Genomic DNA, 16,273 nt, shown 5'->3' on the forward strand with positions numbered 1-16,273 from the left:
TAAATTACCTAAGTTTATCTCTTGTATTGCGGTAAAATTTGTTTTAATATGTACAAACGCAAGTTGTTACACTATTATGTCTAGGATGATGTCTTGCGTATCAACGGGTTGGTGAATAAACCCCACAACAAGGACAAACTTGGAGAATGACGATGTCTAAATTTAATTATACAACGCTTGCCGTTGCAGTCGCTTCTATTGGGGCGATTGGCTCAGCGCATGCGGCAGGTCTTGATCGCTCGGGTCAGGATGTATCAGCGTTTTTGCAGGATGGTACATATGCTGAGGCAGTCTATACTTATATCGATGCGGATATATCCGGCAAGGATAACAGTGGACGCTCAACGGGGGATGTCGCAGAAGCCTATGATTTCTTCCGTTATGGGATAAAAACGGACATTAATGACACATTTAGCGTGGGTCTTCTCTATGATGAGCCTTTTGGGGCGGCAGTTGATCATTTTGGCAGCAGTAATTTTATTACTGAAGGCGGCGATGCAACTGTAAATGCTTTAACAGGTGGAAGGGCGCCAACTTTGGCGGCCGCTCAAGCAGGCCTTGCCCAAGCACAAGCTGGTATTGCTCAATTGCAAGCCGCCATCGCGCAAACAAAAGCAGCAGGTGGTGATACTACTGCGTTGCAAGGACAGCTTGCATCTGCTGCAGCGACTGCACGTCAGCTGGGCGGGGCAATTAATGCGGCAACCACAGCTGAAGCGCAGAGTGGGCAAGGAACTAATGTAGAAATTCGCACGAATAATATTACCGGTCTTTTGGGTGCAAAATTTGGCACTAATAAAAATTTCCAAATTTATGGCGGTCCTGTTGCACAGCGTTTAAAGGGTGAGGTTCACTTGCGCGGTGTGGCATACCAAGCTGCGACAGGCTATGATGCAAAAATCTCAACTGATACTGCACACGGTTGGGCTGCGGGCGTTGCTTATACTAAGCCAGAAATTGCCTTAAAAGCCGCGCTTACCTATCGTTCGGAGATTGAGCATGAAAGTAGCATCTCTGAAGTAATGCCTGCACTAGGCGCTGCTGGTGTAACCACACGTGATTTTAGTGTAACCCTACCAGAGTCTTGGAACTTAGACTTCCAAACTGGCATTAATCCAACTACATTACTAACTGCTAAAGTTCGCTATGTACCTTGGTCTGATTTTGATATTCGTCCGCCAACATATGGCGATGCGACCCTTGCCAGCATCGGTAATTCATTACCTATCATTGACTATAGCAAAGATCAATGGTCGGGCGAATTGGGTCTTGCTAAGAAGCTCTCTGATAAAGTGGCGGTATCTGGTAGCGTTGGTTACGACAGTGGCGCGGGCAATCCTGCCAGCAGTTTAGGGCCAATTAAAGGCTATTACAGTGTCGGCTTGGGTGGTCGCTATAACTTTACGCCAGAATGGTCATTCTCTTTGGGCGCTAAATACTTGAAATTTGGCGATGCTACAGCGCAGTTGCCAACTCGTACTACCGTCGGCGAATTTGACGATAATGATGGTTTCATCTTAGGTGCTAAATTGGCTTACCACGCCAAATAATCCGATAACAATCCCAGATAAACAAGCCAAAGCCGTGCGTTTTGGCTTGTTTTTATTTTCAAAAATATCTAAAATCTGTTATCATAAGCCCAAATTTTTAATCATTTGACCTTATGAAAATCCTACCTGAAAAACAATTTCTTATCGCGCCATCCATTCTGTCTGCTGATTTCGCCAGACTTGGTAAAGATACTGCAGCCGTGCTAGACGCAGGGGCGGATGTAGTGCATTTTGATGTCATGGATAATCATTATGTGCCAAATTTGACCTTTGGTGCGATGATTTGTAAAGCCTTAAAAGACTACGGCATCACCGCGCCGATTGATGTGCATCTTATGGTAAAGCCTGTGGATAGAATGATCGAAGAATTTATCAAGGCGGGGGCAGACATCATCACGTTCCACCCAGAAGCAAGCGAGCACATTGATCGCAGTCTACAACTCATCAAAGATGCAGGTGTTAAATGCGGACTTGTTTTCAACCCTGCCACGCCACTGCATTACTTGGATTATACCATCGATAAACTTGATCAGATTCTTATCATGAGTGTCAATCCTGGTTTTGGCGGCCAGAAGTTCATTGATGGCACGCTTGATAAAGTGCGTGCAGTTCGCAAGATGATCGACGAGCGTGGGCTTGACATCCGCCTAGAGATTGATGGTGGTGTCAATCCTGATAATATCCGTGCGATTGCGGATGCAGGCGTGGATATGTTTGTGGCGGGTTCGGCGATTTTTAATAAGCCTGATTATAAAGCTGTCATCGATCAGATGCGTGCAGAACTTGCCTTAGTGCAGACGAAGGTAATCTAATGAGCGATAAACATAATTCAAGCGCTGCCAACATTGCGCCAAAAAGCGTCATCCCCTTGGGTGTGACCATCTCTTTATTTGTCGCATCGCTTGTGCTAAGCTTGGCAGGGTATGGCTTTCGTCTGATGGCGGGTGATGATGTGAATGACGTGCTGAGTCATGCGATTAAGGTCGTGCCTTTTTTCTTATTTGTCATGCCGGCTTTGATTTGGCTTGGTAGCGTAGTACTGAACAAAATAGGTAAAGCTGCCATTCATCCGCGTAATGCGTGGACGTTGGGCTGGCTGTTATCCACGGTCTCCATGCTGTCCATCATGGGAGTGTATAGCTAATGTCAGGTCGTCTCATTCCTGATAGAATCGTACCCAAAGACATCCCAAAAGGCTTAATCGCAACCTTGATCATCTTGGTGATGCTGATTGGGCTGTCAGGTTTTCGCTTAGGTCAAGGTAATCGCCTACAAGGTTGGCTGCATGTGCTTGAAAATTGGGTCATCTGTCTGATTCTTATTCCTGCCTTTACTGCCTTGGTCGCGGCACCCATCAAATACCGCGATCGCAGTTTTGACCTTAAGATGGCGTACTATCTTGGTATGTTTGTCTCGTTTTTATTTATGATGGCAAAGCTTCGCTATTGGCGTTAAGACTTGAAAATTTTGTCATTGTCTTTATTATAGTTATAACTGCAAAATTTTGGAGTGGTCGATGTTTGATAAAGCTGATAATGAATTGATTAAGCGTCTAATAGAAGAGGCTGAGGTCATTATTGAAGAAGAAATTCAAAAAAGATTATATCAAGAAAATAACGCTGTTAGCACAAAAAATCAGGAAGAAATTACCCATACGGATAATTCTGATGATGTTCAGGAGTCTGTACCAAAAAAATCACGAAAAAGAACCACGAAATCTAACGATGCCTCAAGTGAGTCTGTAGATGGTTTGGCTGCCGAATCAAGCGACCAAGACCCGCCTAAGCGTCGTCGCAGTCGCCCAAGAAAGGTAGTTAAACCAGAAGTCGTCGATGATGAGGCTGATAGCGCAGATGCTAACTTGTCATCACCTACCGCCAACAAAAAACCTATTGCAAAAAGCCTTATCAAAGAGCGAGTTGATGGTGAGATGATGATAAAAGAGGCGATATTAGAATTTGTTGAGCGTGAAGATGGCGTGCTGACCTTGCAGGAGGTGGGTAATGAAGATGAGCCGATGGTAACCATTCATTTCTCAGAGCAAGTGAAGGCAATGATTGGCAAAGATGAGATCCAGAATGTCGGTCAGAACATGATTCATGCCGCCATCGCTACTGTCATGCAGCGCCAAATGGATTCATGGCACGCTCACATCTATGACGAACAGCCGACACATTATAGTTAATATAAATAAACAAAAAGCCACGGATTGTGGCTTTTTGTTTGAGCGATTCGGTTGGTTAATTGGCCTCAATGAGTCCGTGTCTGATAGCAAGATGCGTGAGCTTAACGTCGCTATTAACACCCAATTTCTCAAAAATACGATAACGATAGGTGTTCACAGTCTTAACGCTAACGAACAGCTGATCGGCAATCTCTTGGGCGCTTTGGCAATTCACAACCATCATCGCAACTTGTTTTTCGCGTTCAGACAGCGCATCAAAAGGTGACTCCGCCTGTTCGCCAAGTACGGTATCTGCCAGCTGTTCGGCGACATCGTGGCTAAAGTACTTACCGCCACCATGCACCTTTTTGATGGCGCGAATCATCTCGTCGAGTGGTGTGCCTTTGGTGATATAGCCATTGACACCTGCCTTTAGTAGCATCGAAGGGTAGGGCTGTGCTGATAAGCTGGACACAGCGAGCACTTTGATGTTCTGATCGATCTGCTTGATGCGGCGAGTTGCCTCAACACCGCCCACATTTGGCATGTTAACATCCAATAACACGACATCAGGACGATGCTGGCGCGCAAGTTGAACCGCGGCATCGCCATTGTCAGCTTCGGCGATCACTTCGATCTGAGCATCATCATCAAGCATTCGCGCAATACCCATGCGCACTAAATCGTGATCATCGACTACTAGCACTTTAATCGACATATGTGTTCCTTCGATGTTATTTCATTTTTTGAAAGTTTAGCACAATTTGTAATGATTACAACCAAATATTACAGATTTTAAGATTCATCAATTTTATTGAAAAATACCAAATTATTACCAGAAAATTACCCATTATAATTACTTACAATATTATTAATCTTTTGGGATGTTTTTATGGGTTTTCGTGAAAAATATACGCTTTTGTCACACATCGGACAATTTGATGTGTTAGAATAAAGACATCAAAAATTGTCTTTATTTTGGGTGGATTGCATAGGCAATCTAATAAATAACCAAGGGTGTCGCTTGTGCTTTTCTAAGATGTTTCATCATAAATCACAAAAATGCGGCAAATCAATAGGCGAGTGGTCGCCCATAGTTAAGGATTTATCATGAAAAATGCTAAATTAATGAAACGTGCTAGTACTCAGATTGCTGTTTTGGCTTTAATGACCTCAGGTGCTTCAGCGAATGCATTTACTGTAGATAGTAGCAATCAACGCACGGTGACTGTCACTCGTGCCACACCTTCAGTAACAACCACTGTGACGCGCGCTGTGCCTACGCCACCACCTAGCAATACGGTCAAAACTACCAAAACCATCACACCAGCAACAGCTCCTACTGTTAGTTATCTTTCACAGCCCACCCAGACGACATATAACGCACCAACATACACCGCACCTGCTATTCCTGTAGCGCCAGCTACCATCATGAATACAGTTAATGCTAACAATTACAATGCACCTGTGTTTGACCAGCTTGCTATTAGCACCAATTCATCAGCAGTGGCGGTACTTGACCTACAGTCAGGCGATCTGATTTATTCTAAGAACATCGACGCAACCCGATCTATCGCCTCTGTGACCAAAGTAATGACTGCAATGGTCATCTTGGATGCTGGGCTTGACATGCGTGAAGACATCACCATTATTCCATCAGACCTGGTGGGTGCCAAAAAAGCAAGTACGAACCTGCGGGCAGGCGACCGCCTAAGCCGCTCAGAGTTCACCTTAATGATGCTGATGAAATCAGAAAATCCAGCTGCTAAAGCGCTTGCTCGTACTTATCCAGGTGGCTACAATGCATTCATCCGTGCGATGAATGATAAGGCTGCCAGCCTAGGCATGTATCAGACTAGCTTCTCTGATTCATCAGGCTTGGACCCGCGCAATGTCGCTTCTGCCAATGACCTTGTGAAGATGATGAAAGCGGTTAGTGAAGAGGGTCGCTATCAGCTGATCCGCAATTTCTCAACTGCGCCTAGTTATGATTTTTACATTACTAACTTTAACAGCGGTAACAGGACATACAAAGCCAACAATACCAGCCGTCTGGTACGCTCAGGTGGTCATCCTATTGGTGTGTCTAAGACTGGCTTCATCCGTGAGGCGGGTTACTGCGTGGTGATGGAGACGCATGTGAACAACAAGCCGGCGGTTATTGTTCTACTTGGTGCTAACGCCTCTCAGTCTCGCTGGAATGACGCAGAGAACATCTTGACTGAGCTTGCTTATCGTCGTTAATAGCTGATGATTTGAGCATGAATATTAAGCCTAGATTTATGGATCTGGGCTTTTTTGTGTTGGTAATTTACGTTATAATGATGTGATTTTTTATGATTAAAATGCCTTATGTCAAGCCCAAAACTCTACCTACTCACCAATGATGATGAGATTACAACACTCATAGATAAATTAGAACGCGCATTAGACACAGGCGTGGTATCGCTACTGCAGATCCGCCGAAAGGCAACGCTTAAACAATATGACTTGGCGACAGTTTACCAAGAAGCTGAGCTTTTGGTCAGCCTTGCGGATAAATATGATGTCGATGTGGTGATAAATGATGATTTGGAGCTGGCATCGCATTTTTGTACGGGACTGCATCTGGGGCAGCGAGACGGCAGTGTGGCGGTGGCACGAGAGATTTTAGGCGATGATGTGGTGATTGGTCGCACTTGCCATTCGGACATCGCATTATTCAAGCAGGCCAAAAAAGAAGGTGCAACCTATGGGGCGATGGGCACCGTGTTTGCTTCTTTCACCAAGCCAAAAGCAGGGTTGGTATCCATTCCGACACTTCAAAAAACCGCCAATCTAGGCTTGCCATTATGCGTAATAGGTGGCATCGCACTTGATAACGCCTATCAGCTTAGAGATGGGTTGGCAGGCACGCCACTAGAATACATCGCAGTGACGGCAGACATCATGTCACACAGTAGTGATACCATCGCCGCCAAATGCCGAGCATGGCAACTAAAATTGCAAAATTGGTAACCTATATTATCATGACAGACATTCATATCCACACGCCTAGTTTTACACCCAACCTCCACACCCACTTTACTGCCCAAGCGGACGCAAGTTTTACCTTGTGGCTTGCCACTCTTGCCAAAGACAGCACGGATTTGACCTTAGTCATTTGCCAATCCCAAAGCGAATTACAACGCCTTGCCGATGAGCTGCATTTTTTTGGTATATCCGCCCATGTGTTTGCCGATTATGAGACGCTTGTTTATGACAATCTGTCGGTACACCAAGACATCATCTCCGAGCGGATTGACCTTTTGACGCATATGCCGACAAGGGGCGTGCTACTGGTGAGCGTGCAGACACTCATGCAAAAAATCATACCCCCAAGCTATCTTTTGGGGCGGTTTTTTGATTTGAATGTGGGCGATACCTTTGATATAGAGCATGAGCGTGAACGTCTTGCCAAGGCGGGCTACAAGGCGGTGGATAACGTCTATATTGCGGGCGAATTTGCCGTGCGTGGGAGTATTGTGGATATTTTTGCGGTGGGACAAGCCTTGCCGTTTCGTTTGGAATTATTTGATGATGAAATAGAAACGATTAAATTTTTTAATCCTGATACTCAGCGAACTGTTACCGACGAAGAGCTTGATAAGCTCAAAAAAGACGGCGTATTTGACGACAAAACCGCCCTAACTTCGCCCAAAGTGGCAAGTTTTCGCCTACTGCCTGCCCGTGAATTTGACTTAGACGACAAAGAGACGTTCCGCCAGAATTTTGCCAGCCTATTCCCCAATGCGTCCGCTCGCAAAGTGGAGTTTTATAATGATGTCATGAATGGCATACAGCCGTCTGGGGTGGAGTATTACGCACCGCTATTTTTTGATTTGCATGAATGGCAGGCGGCAGGCACGCTGTTTCATTATTTGCCCAAAAATACGCTGGTTGTCTGTGATGACAATTTGTCCGCTCATCATCACAACTTTTGGGAGCAGGTAAACGCACGCTATCATTCTCGGGCGTTTGATAAGGACGTGCCAATCCTGCCCCCTGATTATTTGTATTTGCCAAGCAATGAATTTTTTCAAGCCTTAAAAGTGTATCCAAGGGCAGTATTTGGCGATAAAGAAAATTCACTTTCCTTATTTTGTCAATTTATCGCCCACACCGTCCCCAATTTGCCAATCAATCATCAAAAAGACGAACCCTTGGGCGAGTTTTTGGACTTTGTGGGGGCGTGTGATGAGCCGATTTTATTGGTGTGTGAAAGTGCAGGTCGCCGTGAGATTATTTTAGAATTATTAAAAGGCAAACTTGACAGCGACACGGTGGCGGATTTTGACGAGTTTTTGGCAAATTTGGATAAATTTACCCAAAAAATTGCCTTAACTGTTGCCCCGATAGAGCGTGGATTATGGCTAAAAAATAAGCAAAATCAAGGCTTTTGTGTCATTAGCGAAACCCAAATTTTTGGGCGAGTGGTCGCCACCACCAAACGCAAACGCCAAAATGCCTTATCGCAAGCCTTTTTGATAAAGTCGGTAAGCGAGATGACCGAGGGGTCGCTTGTCGTGCATTTGTCCTATGGCATTGGGCGGTATCAGGGGCTTGTCGTGCTTGACGTGGGTGAGGGCGAGCAGGAATTTATCCATATCAAATATGCCGATGATGCCAATGTTTATGTGCCGATTACCAATCTTGCTTTAATTGGGCGGTATAGCGGTACCGATAGCGAGGCGGTGCAGTTGTCAAAACTTGGCTCGGGCAAGTGGGACAAAGCACGCCAAAAGACCTTGACCGACATTTATGACGTGGCGGCGGAGCTATTGAATGTGCAGGCTCGCCGTAACGCCAAGCAGGGCATTAGTTTTGACATTGATATGGCAAGTTATGAGCTGTTTGCCAGTGGGTTTTCCTATGACGAAACGCCTGACCAGCAAAGTGCCATTGAAGCGGTGATGTTTGACATGAAACAGACTAAGCCCATGGATAGGCTTATCTGTGGTGATGTGGGTTTTGGCAAGACGGAGGTCGCCATGCGGTCAGCATTCATTGCGGTGCAGGCAGGTTATCAAGTGGCGGTGCTTGTGCCAACTACGCTACTGGCGGGGCAACACGAGGACAGTTTTAAGGACAGATTTGCCGATTGGGCGATTAAGATTGAAAGTCTGTCTCGTTTTGTCGGTAAAAAAGCCCAAGATAAAGTGCTTGCTGACCTAGCAGACGGTAAGGTGGATATTGTCATCGGTACGCACCGAATTTTGCAAGATGATGTTAAATTTAAAAACTTGGGCTTGATGATAATTGACGAAGAGCATCGTTTTGGCGTACGCCATAAAGAAAAAATCAAAGCCATGCAAGCGGACGTGGACACGCTCACGATGACCGCCACGCCCATTCCACGCACGCTGAACATGGCTTTGTCTGGTATGCAGGACATTTCTATCATTGCCACACCGCCAGCCAGAAGGCTTGCCATTAAAACTTTTGTCGCTGAAAAAAACGAGCAGACAACCAAAGATGCGATTTTGCGTGAGATTTTGCGTGGGGGGCAGGTGTATTATTTGTACAATGACGTGGCGAGCATTGACACGGCGGCGGAGAACTTGTCCGAGCTTATCCCTGAGGTGCGTGTGGGCGTGGCTCATGGGCAAATGGCGGAAAAAGAACTCCACGATGTCATGAGTGATTTTTATCACAAAAAAACGAACGTGCTTGTTGCCAGTACCATTATTGAGACAGGTATTGACGTGCCAAATGCCAATACGATTATCATCAACCGAGCCGATAAGTTTGGACTTGCCCAGTTGCACCAACTGCGTGGGCGAGTGGGGAGGTCTCATCATCAGGCGTATTGTTATTTGTTTGTGCCGTCCATTAAGGGGCTGACGGCTGATGCCAAAAAACGCCTTGATGCCATTAGCCGAGCCAATACGCTTGGGGCAGGGTTTATGCTGGCGAGCGAAGATTTGGAGATTCGTGGGGCGGGCGAGATTTTGGGCAAGGAGCAGTCGGGCAATATGCAGACCATTGGTTTTGGGCTGTATATGGATATGCTAGAACGTGCCACAAAGGCGATAAAATCGGGCAATACGCCAAGTCTAGCGACCCCACTTGATTTGGTGAGTGATATTAACATTCATGCGTCTGCCTTGATACCGAGCGATTATTTGGCGGACGTGCATGAGAGGCTTTTGTGCTATAAGCGTATCGCCAATGCCGAGACGGTGGACGAGCTAAATGAGATGCGTGCCGAGATGATAGACCGTTTTGGGGCGATGCCAACCGCCCTTGCCAATTTCTTTTTGGTGCACAAAATGCGAGTGCAAAGCATACCGCTTGGCATTAGCAGAATTGACGTAACTGCTCATGGGCTTAGTATGGAATTTAAAGCGGATACGCCTGTGGACGGTTTGGCGATTATCAAGCTCATTCAGTCTAATGACGGCTATCGTATGAACGGGGCGACAGGGCTAAAATACACCTTTAAAGATGAAAAAGACGTGGTGGGGCGAACCAATGCGGTGTTTGAGCTATTAAGTTATCTGAGTGGTAATTCATCAAAAGATAAAAGCTAGCTTGCTATAAATACTCAACACACCCCAAATTTTATGTTACAATAGCACAATTTATAAGATTTGATTAATTAAAAGAGAAAAGTAATGTTTCAACTACATCCAACATTAGCCAAAGATACGTTTTTGGTGGGGGATTTTCCATTATCTACCGTTCGTTTGATGAACGATTGCCAATTTCCTTGGCTGATTCTTGTACCACGCGTGTCGGGCGTTAAAGAAATCTACGAGCTATCACCTGCTGATCAAGTGCAGTTTTTGCGTGAGTCAAGCTGGGTATCTAGCCAAATGGCTAAAATCTTTGGTGCGGATAAGATGAACGTGGCAGCATTGGGCAACCAAGTACCACAGCTGCATTTTCACCACATCGTCCGCTACCAAAATGACAGTCGCTGGCCGAACCCCGTATGGGGCGTGCCTGCGATTCCTTATACCAAAGAAGTTTTACAGCACATGCAGCAGACCTTGATGATGGCACTGCGTGGACACCATGAAATGCCCTTTGACTGGAAGATGAGTGTTTAAGGTTTAGGCTGTTGATTGGTCTTAAATTATTTTAAAAGTATGTCATACATACTACTAAATATATTGCCATTAAAGCCCCGTTACTCAAGCGGGGCTTTTAACTGATCTAATATTTACTGCTTATTACTCATGTGATTTGATTGAATTGCTCTGTCTTATAAGCATTAAAAATCCCCAATCATTCGGTTGGGGATTTTTATGTGGGTGATTATTCGTTGTAGGCTAAGCTAATTTGTTCTTCTTGCTTAGGCTGGTTCTTTTGAACAGGTTTTACAGTAACTTTAACCAGACCTTGAGACAGTGGCGCAAGCTGAGAGAAGCCATTTTTGGTGAGGTCGATGCGACCTGCTTTGCCGATGCGGTCATTAACCTTGCAGATGATGGAGTTGCCATTTTTTTGGTTGGTTACTTCCACATAAGTGCCAAGTTTGTATTGGTTCGATGCGCAGGTCATGCCTCGGTTGCTGAACGTTTCGCCGTTGGCGGTTTTGCGACCGTTGAACTTGTCTGCATAATAAGATGCAGTCGTTGATTGAGCATGAGCGGCTTGTGTAGCAAGCATGATTGCTAAAAAAGCACCAAAATAATTTCGCATAAATACCTTGTTGGTTAAAATGGACGCTTATTATACTGTATTTGCAAGCGATATGCAACAGCTTTACTTTGTCTTTACAAAATGATAACTTTTAGATGGATTGGACTAAAGTAATAATTATTTTGTGAAAGCTAAGTCTGCGCCTAGCAAATTATTGGTGTATTTGTTGCAGGGTAGCAGTGAATTGTTTATAATAATTCGCGCAAAAATATGGTAATTTTAGGTGAAAATCCTAAGTCAATATAACTTAACAAGGTGGATAGACATGACAGTTTTATCAATGAAGGATGTGGATTTATCAGGTAAGCGTGTACTGATTCGTGAGGATTTGAACGTGCCAATTAAAGATGGTGTGATTACCAGTGATGTACGCTTGCAGGCGGCATTGCCCACCCTAAAAGATGCGCTTAATCAAGGTGCGGCGGTTATTGTCTGTTCACATCTAGGTCGTCCTACTGAGGGTGAACCTGAAGAGAAATATTCGCTAGCACCTGTGGCGGACTACCTTGCCAAGGCGTTGGGCTGCCCTGTGAACTTCTCAAAAGATTATCTAAGCTTAGGCGTCGATGCTAAGGCGGGTGAGATTACTTTGCTTGAGAATGTTCGTTTTAACGCAGGCGAGAAAAAGAACAGCGAATCGCTGTCACAGCAGTACGCCGATCTGTGTGATGTGTTTGTGATGGATGCATTTGGCACCGCCCACCGTGCCCAAGCCTCAACCGAGGGCGTGATTCGCGCAGCGGCAGCGGCAGGTAAGCCTGTGTGCGCAGGCAATCTACTATCAGAAGAGTTGTCGGCATTGTCTCGTGCGCTGGATAAGCCTGACGCGCCTGTGCTTGCCATTGTTGGTGGCTCAAAAGTCTCAACCAAGCTGGATGTTCTATTAAGTCTGGCTGACATCTGTGACAGCATCGTCGTGGGCGGTGGTATTGCCAATACTTTCTTGGCAGCGACAGGCGTGAACGTGGGTGCGTCTTTATATGAGGCGGATCTGATTGATACTGCCAAGACCATCATGACGAAGACGAACATTCTATTGCCGACCGACGTCGTGGTTGCTAAGAAGTCTCAGATTGATTTTGAAGATTTTTTAGGTTCTTTAGAAAAGGCGGATGCCATCACCAAGTCTGTCAATGACATCGCTGATGATGAGATGATCCTAGATGTAGCAGAAAATAGTGCCAACATCATTGCAGATGCCATCAAGGGTGCTAAGACTATTTTATGGAATGGGCCAGTGGGTGTCTTTGAAGTTGATAAATTCGGTAAAGGCACGCAGACTCTGTCATTAGCAGTGAAAGACAGTGCAGGCTTTAGTATTGCAGGCGGTGGTGATACATTGGCCGCGATTGATAAATATGGCGTGGCAGATGATGTCAGCTATCTATCAACAGGTGGCGGTGCGTTCCTAGAATTCGTCGAGGGTAAGGTATTGCCTGCCATTAAGGCTCTAGATGAGGCGAATGCTTAATCATCTAAGCGAACCTTTGTTATTTACCAACGAATTGTTATTTTTTGTTGCGTTTGTCAGATTTAGCCTTGTAAATTTTATTTGACAAGGCTAAACTAACGACATTATTTTTAGTAATGTGCTCATTAGAAGCTTAAAAGCAAGTCATGATTAAATTGACTGTTCATTTTTGAATGATGCTATAAACTATCTAAATAACCATGCACAAAAACCAATAACTAACTAAAGAGAATTCTTATGAAAAAATTACTTGTCGTGACTGCTGTTATCGGCGCATTTGCTTTGGCAGCTTGCAGTCAAAACACTAAAGACAAAGCTGCAGAGACAGCCGATGCTGCCAAAACTGACATCGCAGCGAACACCGCTGCAGTAGCTAAAGAAGCAGAAGCTGCCGCACAGAATGTAGCAGAAGCTGCTAAGTCTGGCGTAAAAACTGCTGCTGATAAGACTTCTGAAGCAGCCAAAGAAGTTGGTGCTATGGCGGATGCCGTGACCAATGTTGATAGTGCAGAAGCAAAAGTTCCAGAAGATCAAAAGTACTGATCTGATGAATAAAAAAGCTCAACTTGATTGGGCTTTTTTATTGCAAGTTATAAAATTTCCAAAAATCAACTAGGCGATAATATGATAATTTGTTATAATGCATCCTGTTGAAATTTTGGTATTTTTAGTTAGATTCTAGAAGATTTATCGCATTAGGAGATAATAATGGCACTAGTATCATTGCGCCAACTACTTGATCATGCAGGCGAGCACGCTTATGGATTGCCTGCCTTTAACGTGAATAACTTAGAGCAAATGCGTGCCATCATGATGGCAGCAGACAAGACCGATTCACCAGTTATCGTACAAGCATCAGCAGGTGCTCGTAAATATGCGGGTGCGCCATTCTTGCGCCACCTTATCCTATCTGCAGTTGAAGAATGGCCACACATCCCTGTAGTAATGCACCAAGACCACGGTACCAGCCCAGCCGTTTGCCAACGTTCTATCCAGCTTGGCTTTAGCTCGGTGATGATGGATGGCTCACTGCGTGAAGATGGCAAGACGCCTGCTGACTATGACTATAACGTGAGCGTGACTCGTGAAGTGGTTAAAATGGCGCACGCGTGCGGCGTATCGGTAGAGGGTGAGATCGGCTGCCTAGGCAGTCTTGAGACTGGTATGGCAGGCGAAGAAGACGGTGTGGGCGCAGAAGGTGTTCTTGATCACAGCCAGCTATTGACTTCTGTTGAAGAAGCACGTCAGTTCGTTGCTGATACGAATGTCGATGCGTTGGCGATTGCGGTAGGTACTTCACACGGTGCTTATAAATTTACTCGTCCACCGACAGGCGATATCCTAGCGATCGACCGCATCAAAGAGATTCATGAGGCACTGCCAAATACGCACCTTGTAATGCACGGCTCAAGCTCAGTACCACAAGAGTGGCTACAGATCATCAATGAGAACGGTGGTAACATCGGTGAGACCTATGGTGTGCCAGTTGAGCAGTTGGTAGATGCCATTAAGCACGGTGTGCGTAAGATTAATATCGATACCGACCTACGTCTAGCCAGTACGGGTGCAATTCGTAAATTCCTAAACGACCATCCTGCTGAATTCGATCCTCGTAAATACCTAGCAGCATCAATGAAGGCGATGGAGGAGATTTGTGTGGCGCGCTATGAAGCATTCGGTGCAGCGGGTAATGCCAGCAAGATTCGCCCAATTTCTCTTGAAAAGATGGTTGAATATTATCAATAATTTCAACTCATCGAATAAGGGCGTAATGATTTGCGCCCTTATTTTATTGATATTAGGACTATAATATGATTGGATTAATCAAAGGTGAAGTATGCTATCTAAATGCACCCTTGGTGTGTGTGATGACTCAAAGTGGTGTGGGTTATGAGATTGAATTGCCCATCCCTGCATTCTGCCAACTTAACCTAAATGAGCCGGCCAGCATCTATACGCATCTGCATGTTCGCGAAGATGCGAAGCTACTGTATGGCTTTGGCACAAAAGAAGATCGCGATGTCTTTAGAAAGCTCATCAAGATTAACGGTGTTGGTGCGAAGATGGCACTTGCGATGTTATCGACATTATCAGCAGGTGAATTAAAGCGCGCTGTTGAGCACGAGGATGATTCGGCACTTGTGCGCATTCCAGGCATCGGCAAAAAGACCGCTCAGCGTCTGATCATCGAGCTAAAAGGCAAACTGCTAGAATTCGGCTCAGACATCAGCGAGCTTAGTGGACAGGGTGAGTTCTTTGATGTAAGCCTGCAGGCGGATAATCAAATGCAGATCATCGCAGAGGTTGAAAGCGCCTTAATCGGGCTGGGCTATAAAGAAAAAGAAGCTCAAAACGCCATCAAGCAAGCTCAGCTTGATCTGGATGATGTAAATATCTCAAGTCTGCTAAAAGCATCATTAAAACAGCTATCAGGCTTTTAACCATTGGCGTAATAATTGTTCATTAAAAAAAAAGACAGAATAAGATATTCTGTCTTTTTGTATTTAGTCGCTGATGGATAGCAGATCTAAGAGTGCCTGTGTGCTGGCGGAGCGCGTAAGATTCGGGTTGGTAACCAGACCTAGATGACGCTGTAGCTCAAAATCTTCAGCCATGTCAATTTTAACTAGTTCGTGATTAATCAAGGTCTCTGGCAGTACAGACCAACCAAGCCCGATAGAGACCAACATTCGAATCGATTCGAGTGGGTTTGTGGTCATTGTCGCGTAGGGGCGTAGATTGTGGCGGTTAAATTCTGATAGGGTAATCTGACTGGTAAAGGTATTCACCGCGGGCAGAATGGCGGGGTGGTGCGCTAATTGTAGTAGCGTGACGTCGCTTTTTTGGGCGAGTGGGCTTAGTGTGCCAGTCACGAAATACAGAGGGTCTGACCATAACGTATGGTAATTCAAACGCAGGTCATAAGTAGGCGGCAGGGTCAAGAATGCCAAGCCGACTTCACCTTCAAGTACCGCTTTATGCGCTTCTTCAGAATCCATGAATTTCACTTCTAGCTGTACCGCAGGATAGGTCTGAATGAATTGCTTCAATACGGGCGCTAGGTGATGCAGCCCGATATGATGGCTGGTGCCGATGACCAATCTGCCGCTGGCGGTTTCTTTTGAGTGTTGAAGACTGGTGCGGCAAGATTCATAATCTTCAAGCCATCTTTTGGCGTAGGGCAATAGATCATGTGCAGCAGGAGTGGCGATGATGCCGCGCCCGACGGTATCAAACAGCGTCACGCCAAATTCACTCTCAAGGTTCTTGATGCGCTTACTGACGGCAGGCTGGGTGATAAAAAGCTTCTCGGCAGCGCCAGAGATACTGCCGGTCTGCATGACGGTGACGAAGGTGATTAGGTTTATGGTGTTCATGATAATAAGTATCAAATAAATTTGGTTTATTTTAATAAAAAAA

General features: G+C 45.3%; 16 protein-coding genes. 13 read left to right on the forward strand and 3 right to left on the reverse strand.

Annotation, left to right across the window (positions count from 1 at the left end; translation table 11 throughout):
* Window positions 1–152: 152 nt before the first annotated feature.
* The 5 genes from AAX10_RS04315 to AAX10_RS04335 all read left to right on the forward strand — a co-directional run bounded on the left by AAX10_RS04315 (window position 153) and on the right by AAX10_RS04335 (window position 3,735).
* Complete coding sequence (locus AAX10_RS04315; protein ID WP_046699936.1) at window positions 153–1,550, forward strand: outer membrane protein transport protein; 1,398 nt, start codon at window positions 153–155, stop codon at window positions 1,548–1,550.
* A gap of 113 nt (window positions 1,551–1,663) precedes the next feature.
* Window positions 1,664–2,362 (forward strand): ribulose-phosphate 3-epimerase, encoded by a 699-nt coding sequence (gene rpe, locus AAX10_RS04320; RefSeq protein WP_046699937.1) that lies wholly within the window; start codon window positions 1,664–1,666, stop codon window positions 2,360–2,362.
* A complete protein-coding gene (locus tag AAX10_RS04325) occupies window positions 2,362–2,694 on the forward strand; it encodes a hypothetical protein (protein WP_046699938.1) in 333 nt (110 codons plus the stop codon). Before rpe ends, AAX10_RS04325 begins: the two co-directional genes overlap by 1 nt.
* The gene (locus AAX10_RS04330; RefSeq protein ID WP_036362411.1) at window positions 2,694–3,005 is read left to right on the forward strand and encodes a hypothetical protein; all 312 of its coding nucleotides are present in this window, start codon (window positions 2,694–2,696) and stop codon (window positions 3,003–3,005) included. The genes AAX10_RS04325 and AAX10_RS04330 overlap by 1 nt, the downstream gene beginning before the upstream one ends.
* A 61-nt stretch (window positions 3,006–3,066) precedes the next feature.
* Complete coding sequence (locus AAX10_RS04335; RefSeq protein WP_080947036.1) at window positions 3,067–3,735, forward strand: hypothetical protein; 669 nt, start codon at window positions 3,067–3,069, stop codon at window positions 3,733–3,735.
* Window positions 3,736–3,790: 55 nt separating this feature from the next.
* Here the strand turns inward: AAX10_RS04335 and AAX10_RS04340 are convergent, their stop codons facing one another.
* The gene (locus tag AAX10_RS04340; RefSeq protein ID WP_046699939.1) at window positions 3,791–4,432 is read right to left on the reverse strand and encodes a response regulator; all 642 of its coding nucleotides are present in this window, start codon (window positions 4,430–4,432) and stop codon (window positions 3,791–3,793) included.
* 392 nt (window positions 4,433–4,824) lie between these two features.
* Here AAX10_RS04340 and AAX10_RS04345 point away from each other — a divergent pair, with 392 nt between their 5' ends.
* The 4 genes from AAX10_RS04345 (at window position 4,825) to AAX10_RS04360 (ending at window position 10,787) form a co-directional block, all read left to right on the forward strand.
* Complete coding sequence (locus AAX10_RS04345; RefSeq protein ID WP_046699940.1) at window positions 4,825–5,958, forward strand: serine hydrolase; 1,134 nt, start codon at window positions 4,825–4,827, stop codon at window positions 5,956–5,958.
* A 108-nt stretch (window positions 5,959–6,066) separates the two neighbouring features.
* Complete coding sequence (locus tag AAX10_RS04350; RefSeq protein WP_046698119.1) at window positions 6,067–6,711, forward strand: thiamine phosphate synthase; 645 nt, start codon at window positions 6,067–6,069, stop codon at window positions 6,709–6,711.
* An 11-nt stretch (window positions 6,712–6,722) separates the two neighbouring features.
* The gene (mfd, locus tag AAX10_RS04355) at window positions 6,723–10,265 is read left to right on the forward strand and encodes a transcription-repair coupling factor (protein WP_080947189.1); all 3,543 of its coding nucleotides are present in this window, start codon (window positions 6,723–6,725) and stop codon (window positions 10,263–10,265) included.
* An 84-nt stretch (window positions 10,266–10,349) separates the two neighbouring features.
* On the forward strand, window positions 10,350–10,787 hold the full coding sequence (locus AAX10_RS04360) for an HIT domain-containing protein (protein WP_036362425.1): 438 nt from the start codon (window positions 10,350–10,352) through the stop codon (window positions 10,785–10,787).
* A 208-nt stretch (window positions 10,788–10,995) separates the two neighbouring features.
* On the opposite strand, the gene AAX10_RS04365 is transcribed toward AAX10_RS04360, so the two are convergent.
* Window positions 10,996–11,382 carry a septal ring lytic transglycosylase RlpA family protein gene (locus AAX10_RS04365; protein ID WP_046698120.1) on the reverse strand — a complete coding sequence of 129 codons (387 nt, stop codon included), beginning with the start codon at window positions 11,380–11,382 and terminating at the stop codon, window positions 10,996–10,998.
* A gap of 265 nt (window positions 11,383–11,647) precedes the next feature.
* On the opposite strand from AAX10_RS04365, the gene AAX10_RS04370 reads away from it, so the two are divergent.
* The 4 genes from AAX10_RS04370 to ruvA all read left to right on the forward strand — a co-directional run bounded on the left by AAX10_RS04370 (window position 11,648) and on the right by ruvA (window position 15,294).
* On the forward strand, window positions 11,648–12,853 hold the full coding sequence (locus tag AAX10_RS04370) for a phosphoglycerate kinase (protein ID WP_046699941.1): 1,206 nt from the start codon (window positions 11,648–11,650) through the stop codon (window positions 12,851–12,853).
* A 237-nt stretch (window positions 12,854–13,090) separates the two neighbouring features.
* Window positions 13,091–13,396, forward strand: coding sequence for a hypothetical protein (locus tag AAX10_RS04375; RefSeq protein WP_046699942.1), 306 nt, complete (start codon window positions 13,091–13,093; stop codon window positions 13,394–13,396).
* A 165-nt stretch (window positions 13,397–13,561) separates the two neighbouring features.
* Complete coding sequence (gene fba / locus AAX10_RS04380; RefSeq protein ID WP_046699943.1) at window positions 13,562–14,599, forward strand: class II fructose-bisphosphate aldolase; 1,038 nt, start codon at window positions 13,562–13,564, stop codon at window positions 14,597–14,599.
* A 65-nt stretch (window positions 14,600–14,664) separates the two neighbouring features.
* Window positions 14,665–15,294, forward strand: a complete 630-nt coding sequence (gene ruvA / locus AAX10_RS04385; protein ID WP_046699944.1) for a Holliday junction branch migration protein RuvA — start codon at window positions 14,665–14,667, stop codon at window positions 15,292–15,294.
* A gap of 63 nt (window positions 15,295–15,357) precedes the next feature.
* Here the strand turns inward: ruvA and AAX10_RS04390 are convergent, their stop codons facing one another.
* On the reverse strand, window positions 15,358–16,230 hold the full coding sequence (locus AAX10_RS04390; RefSeq protein ID WP_046699945.1) for a LysR family transcriptional regulator: 873 nt from the start codon (window positions 16,228–16,230) through the stop codon (window positions 15,358–15,360).
* Window positions 16,231–16,273: the final 43 nt, after the last annotated feature.

The sequence above is a fragment of the Moraxella bovoculi genome (genome assembly GCF_000988745.2).
Lineage (GTDB): Bacteria > Pseudomonadota > Gammaproteobacteria > Pseudomonadales > Moraxellaceae > Moraxella > Moraxella bovoculi.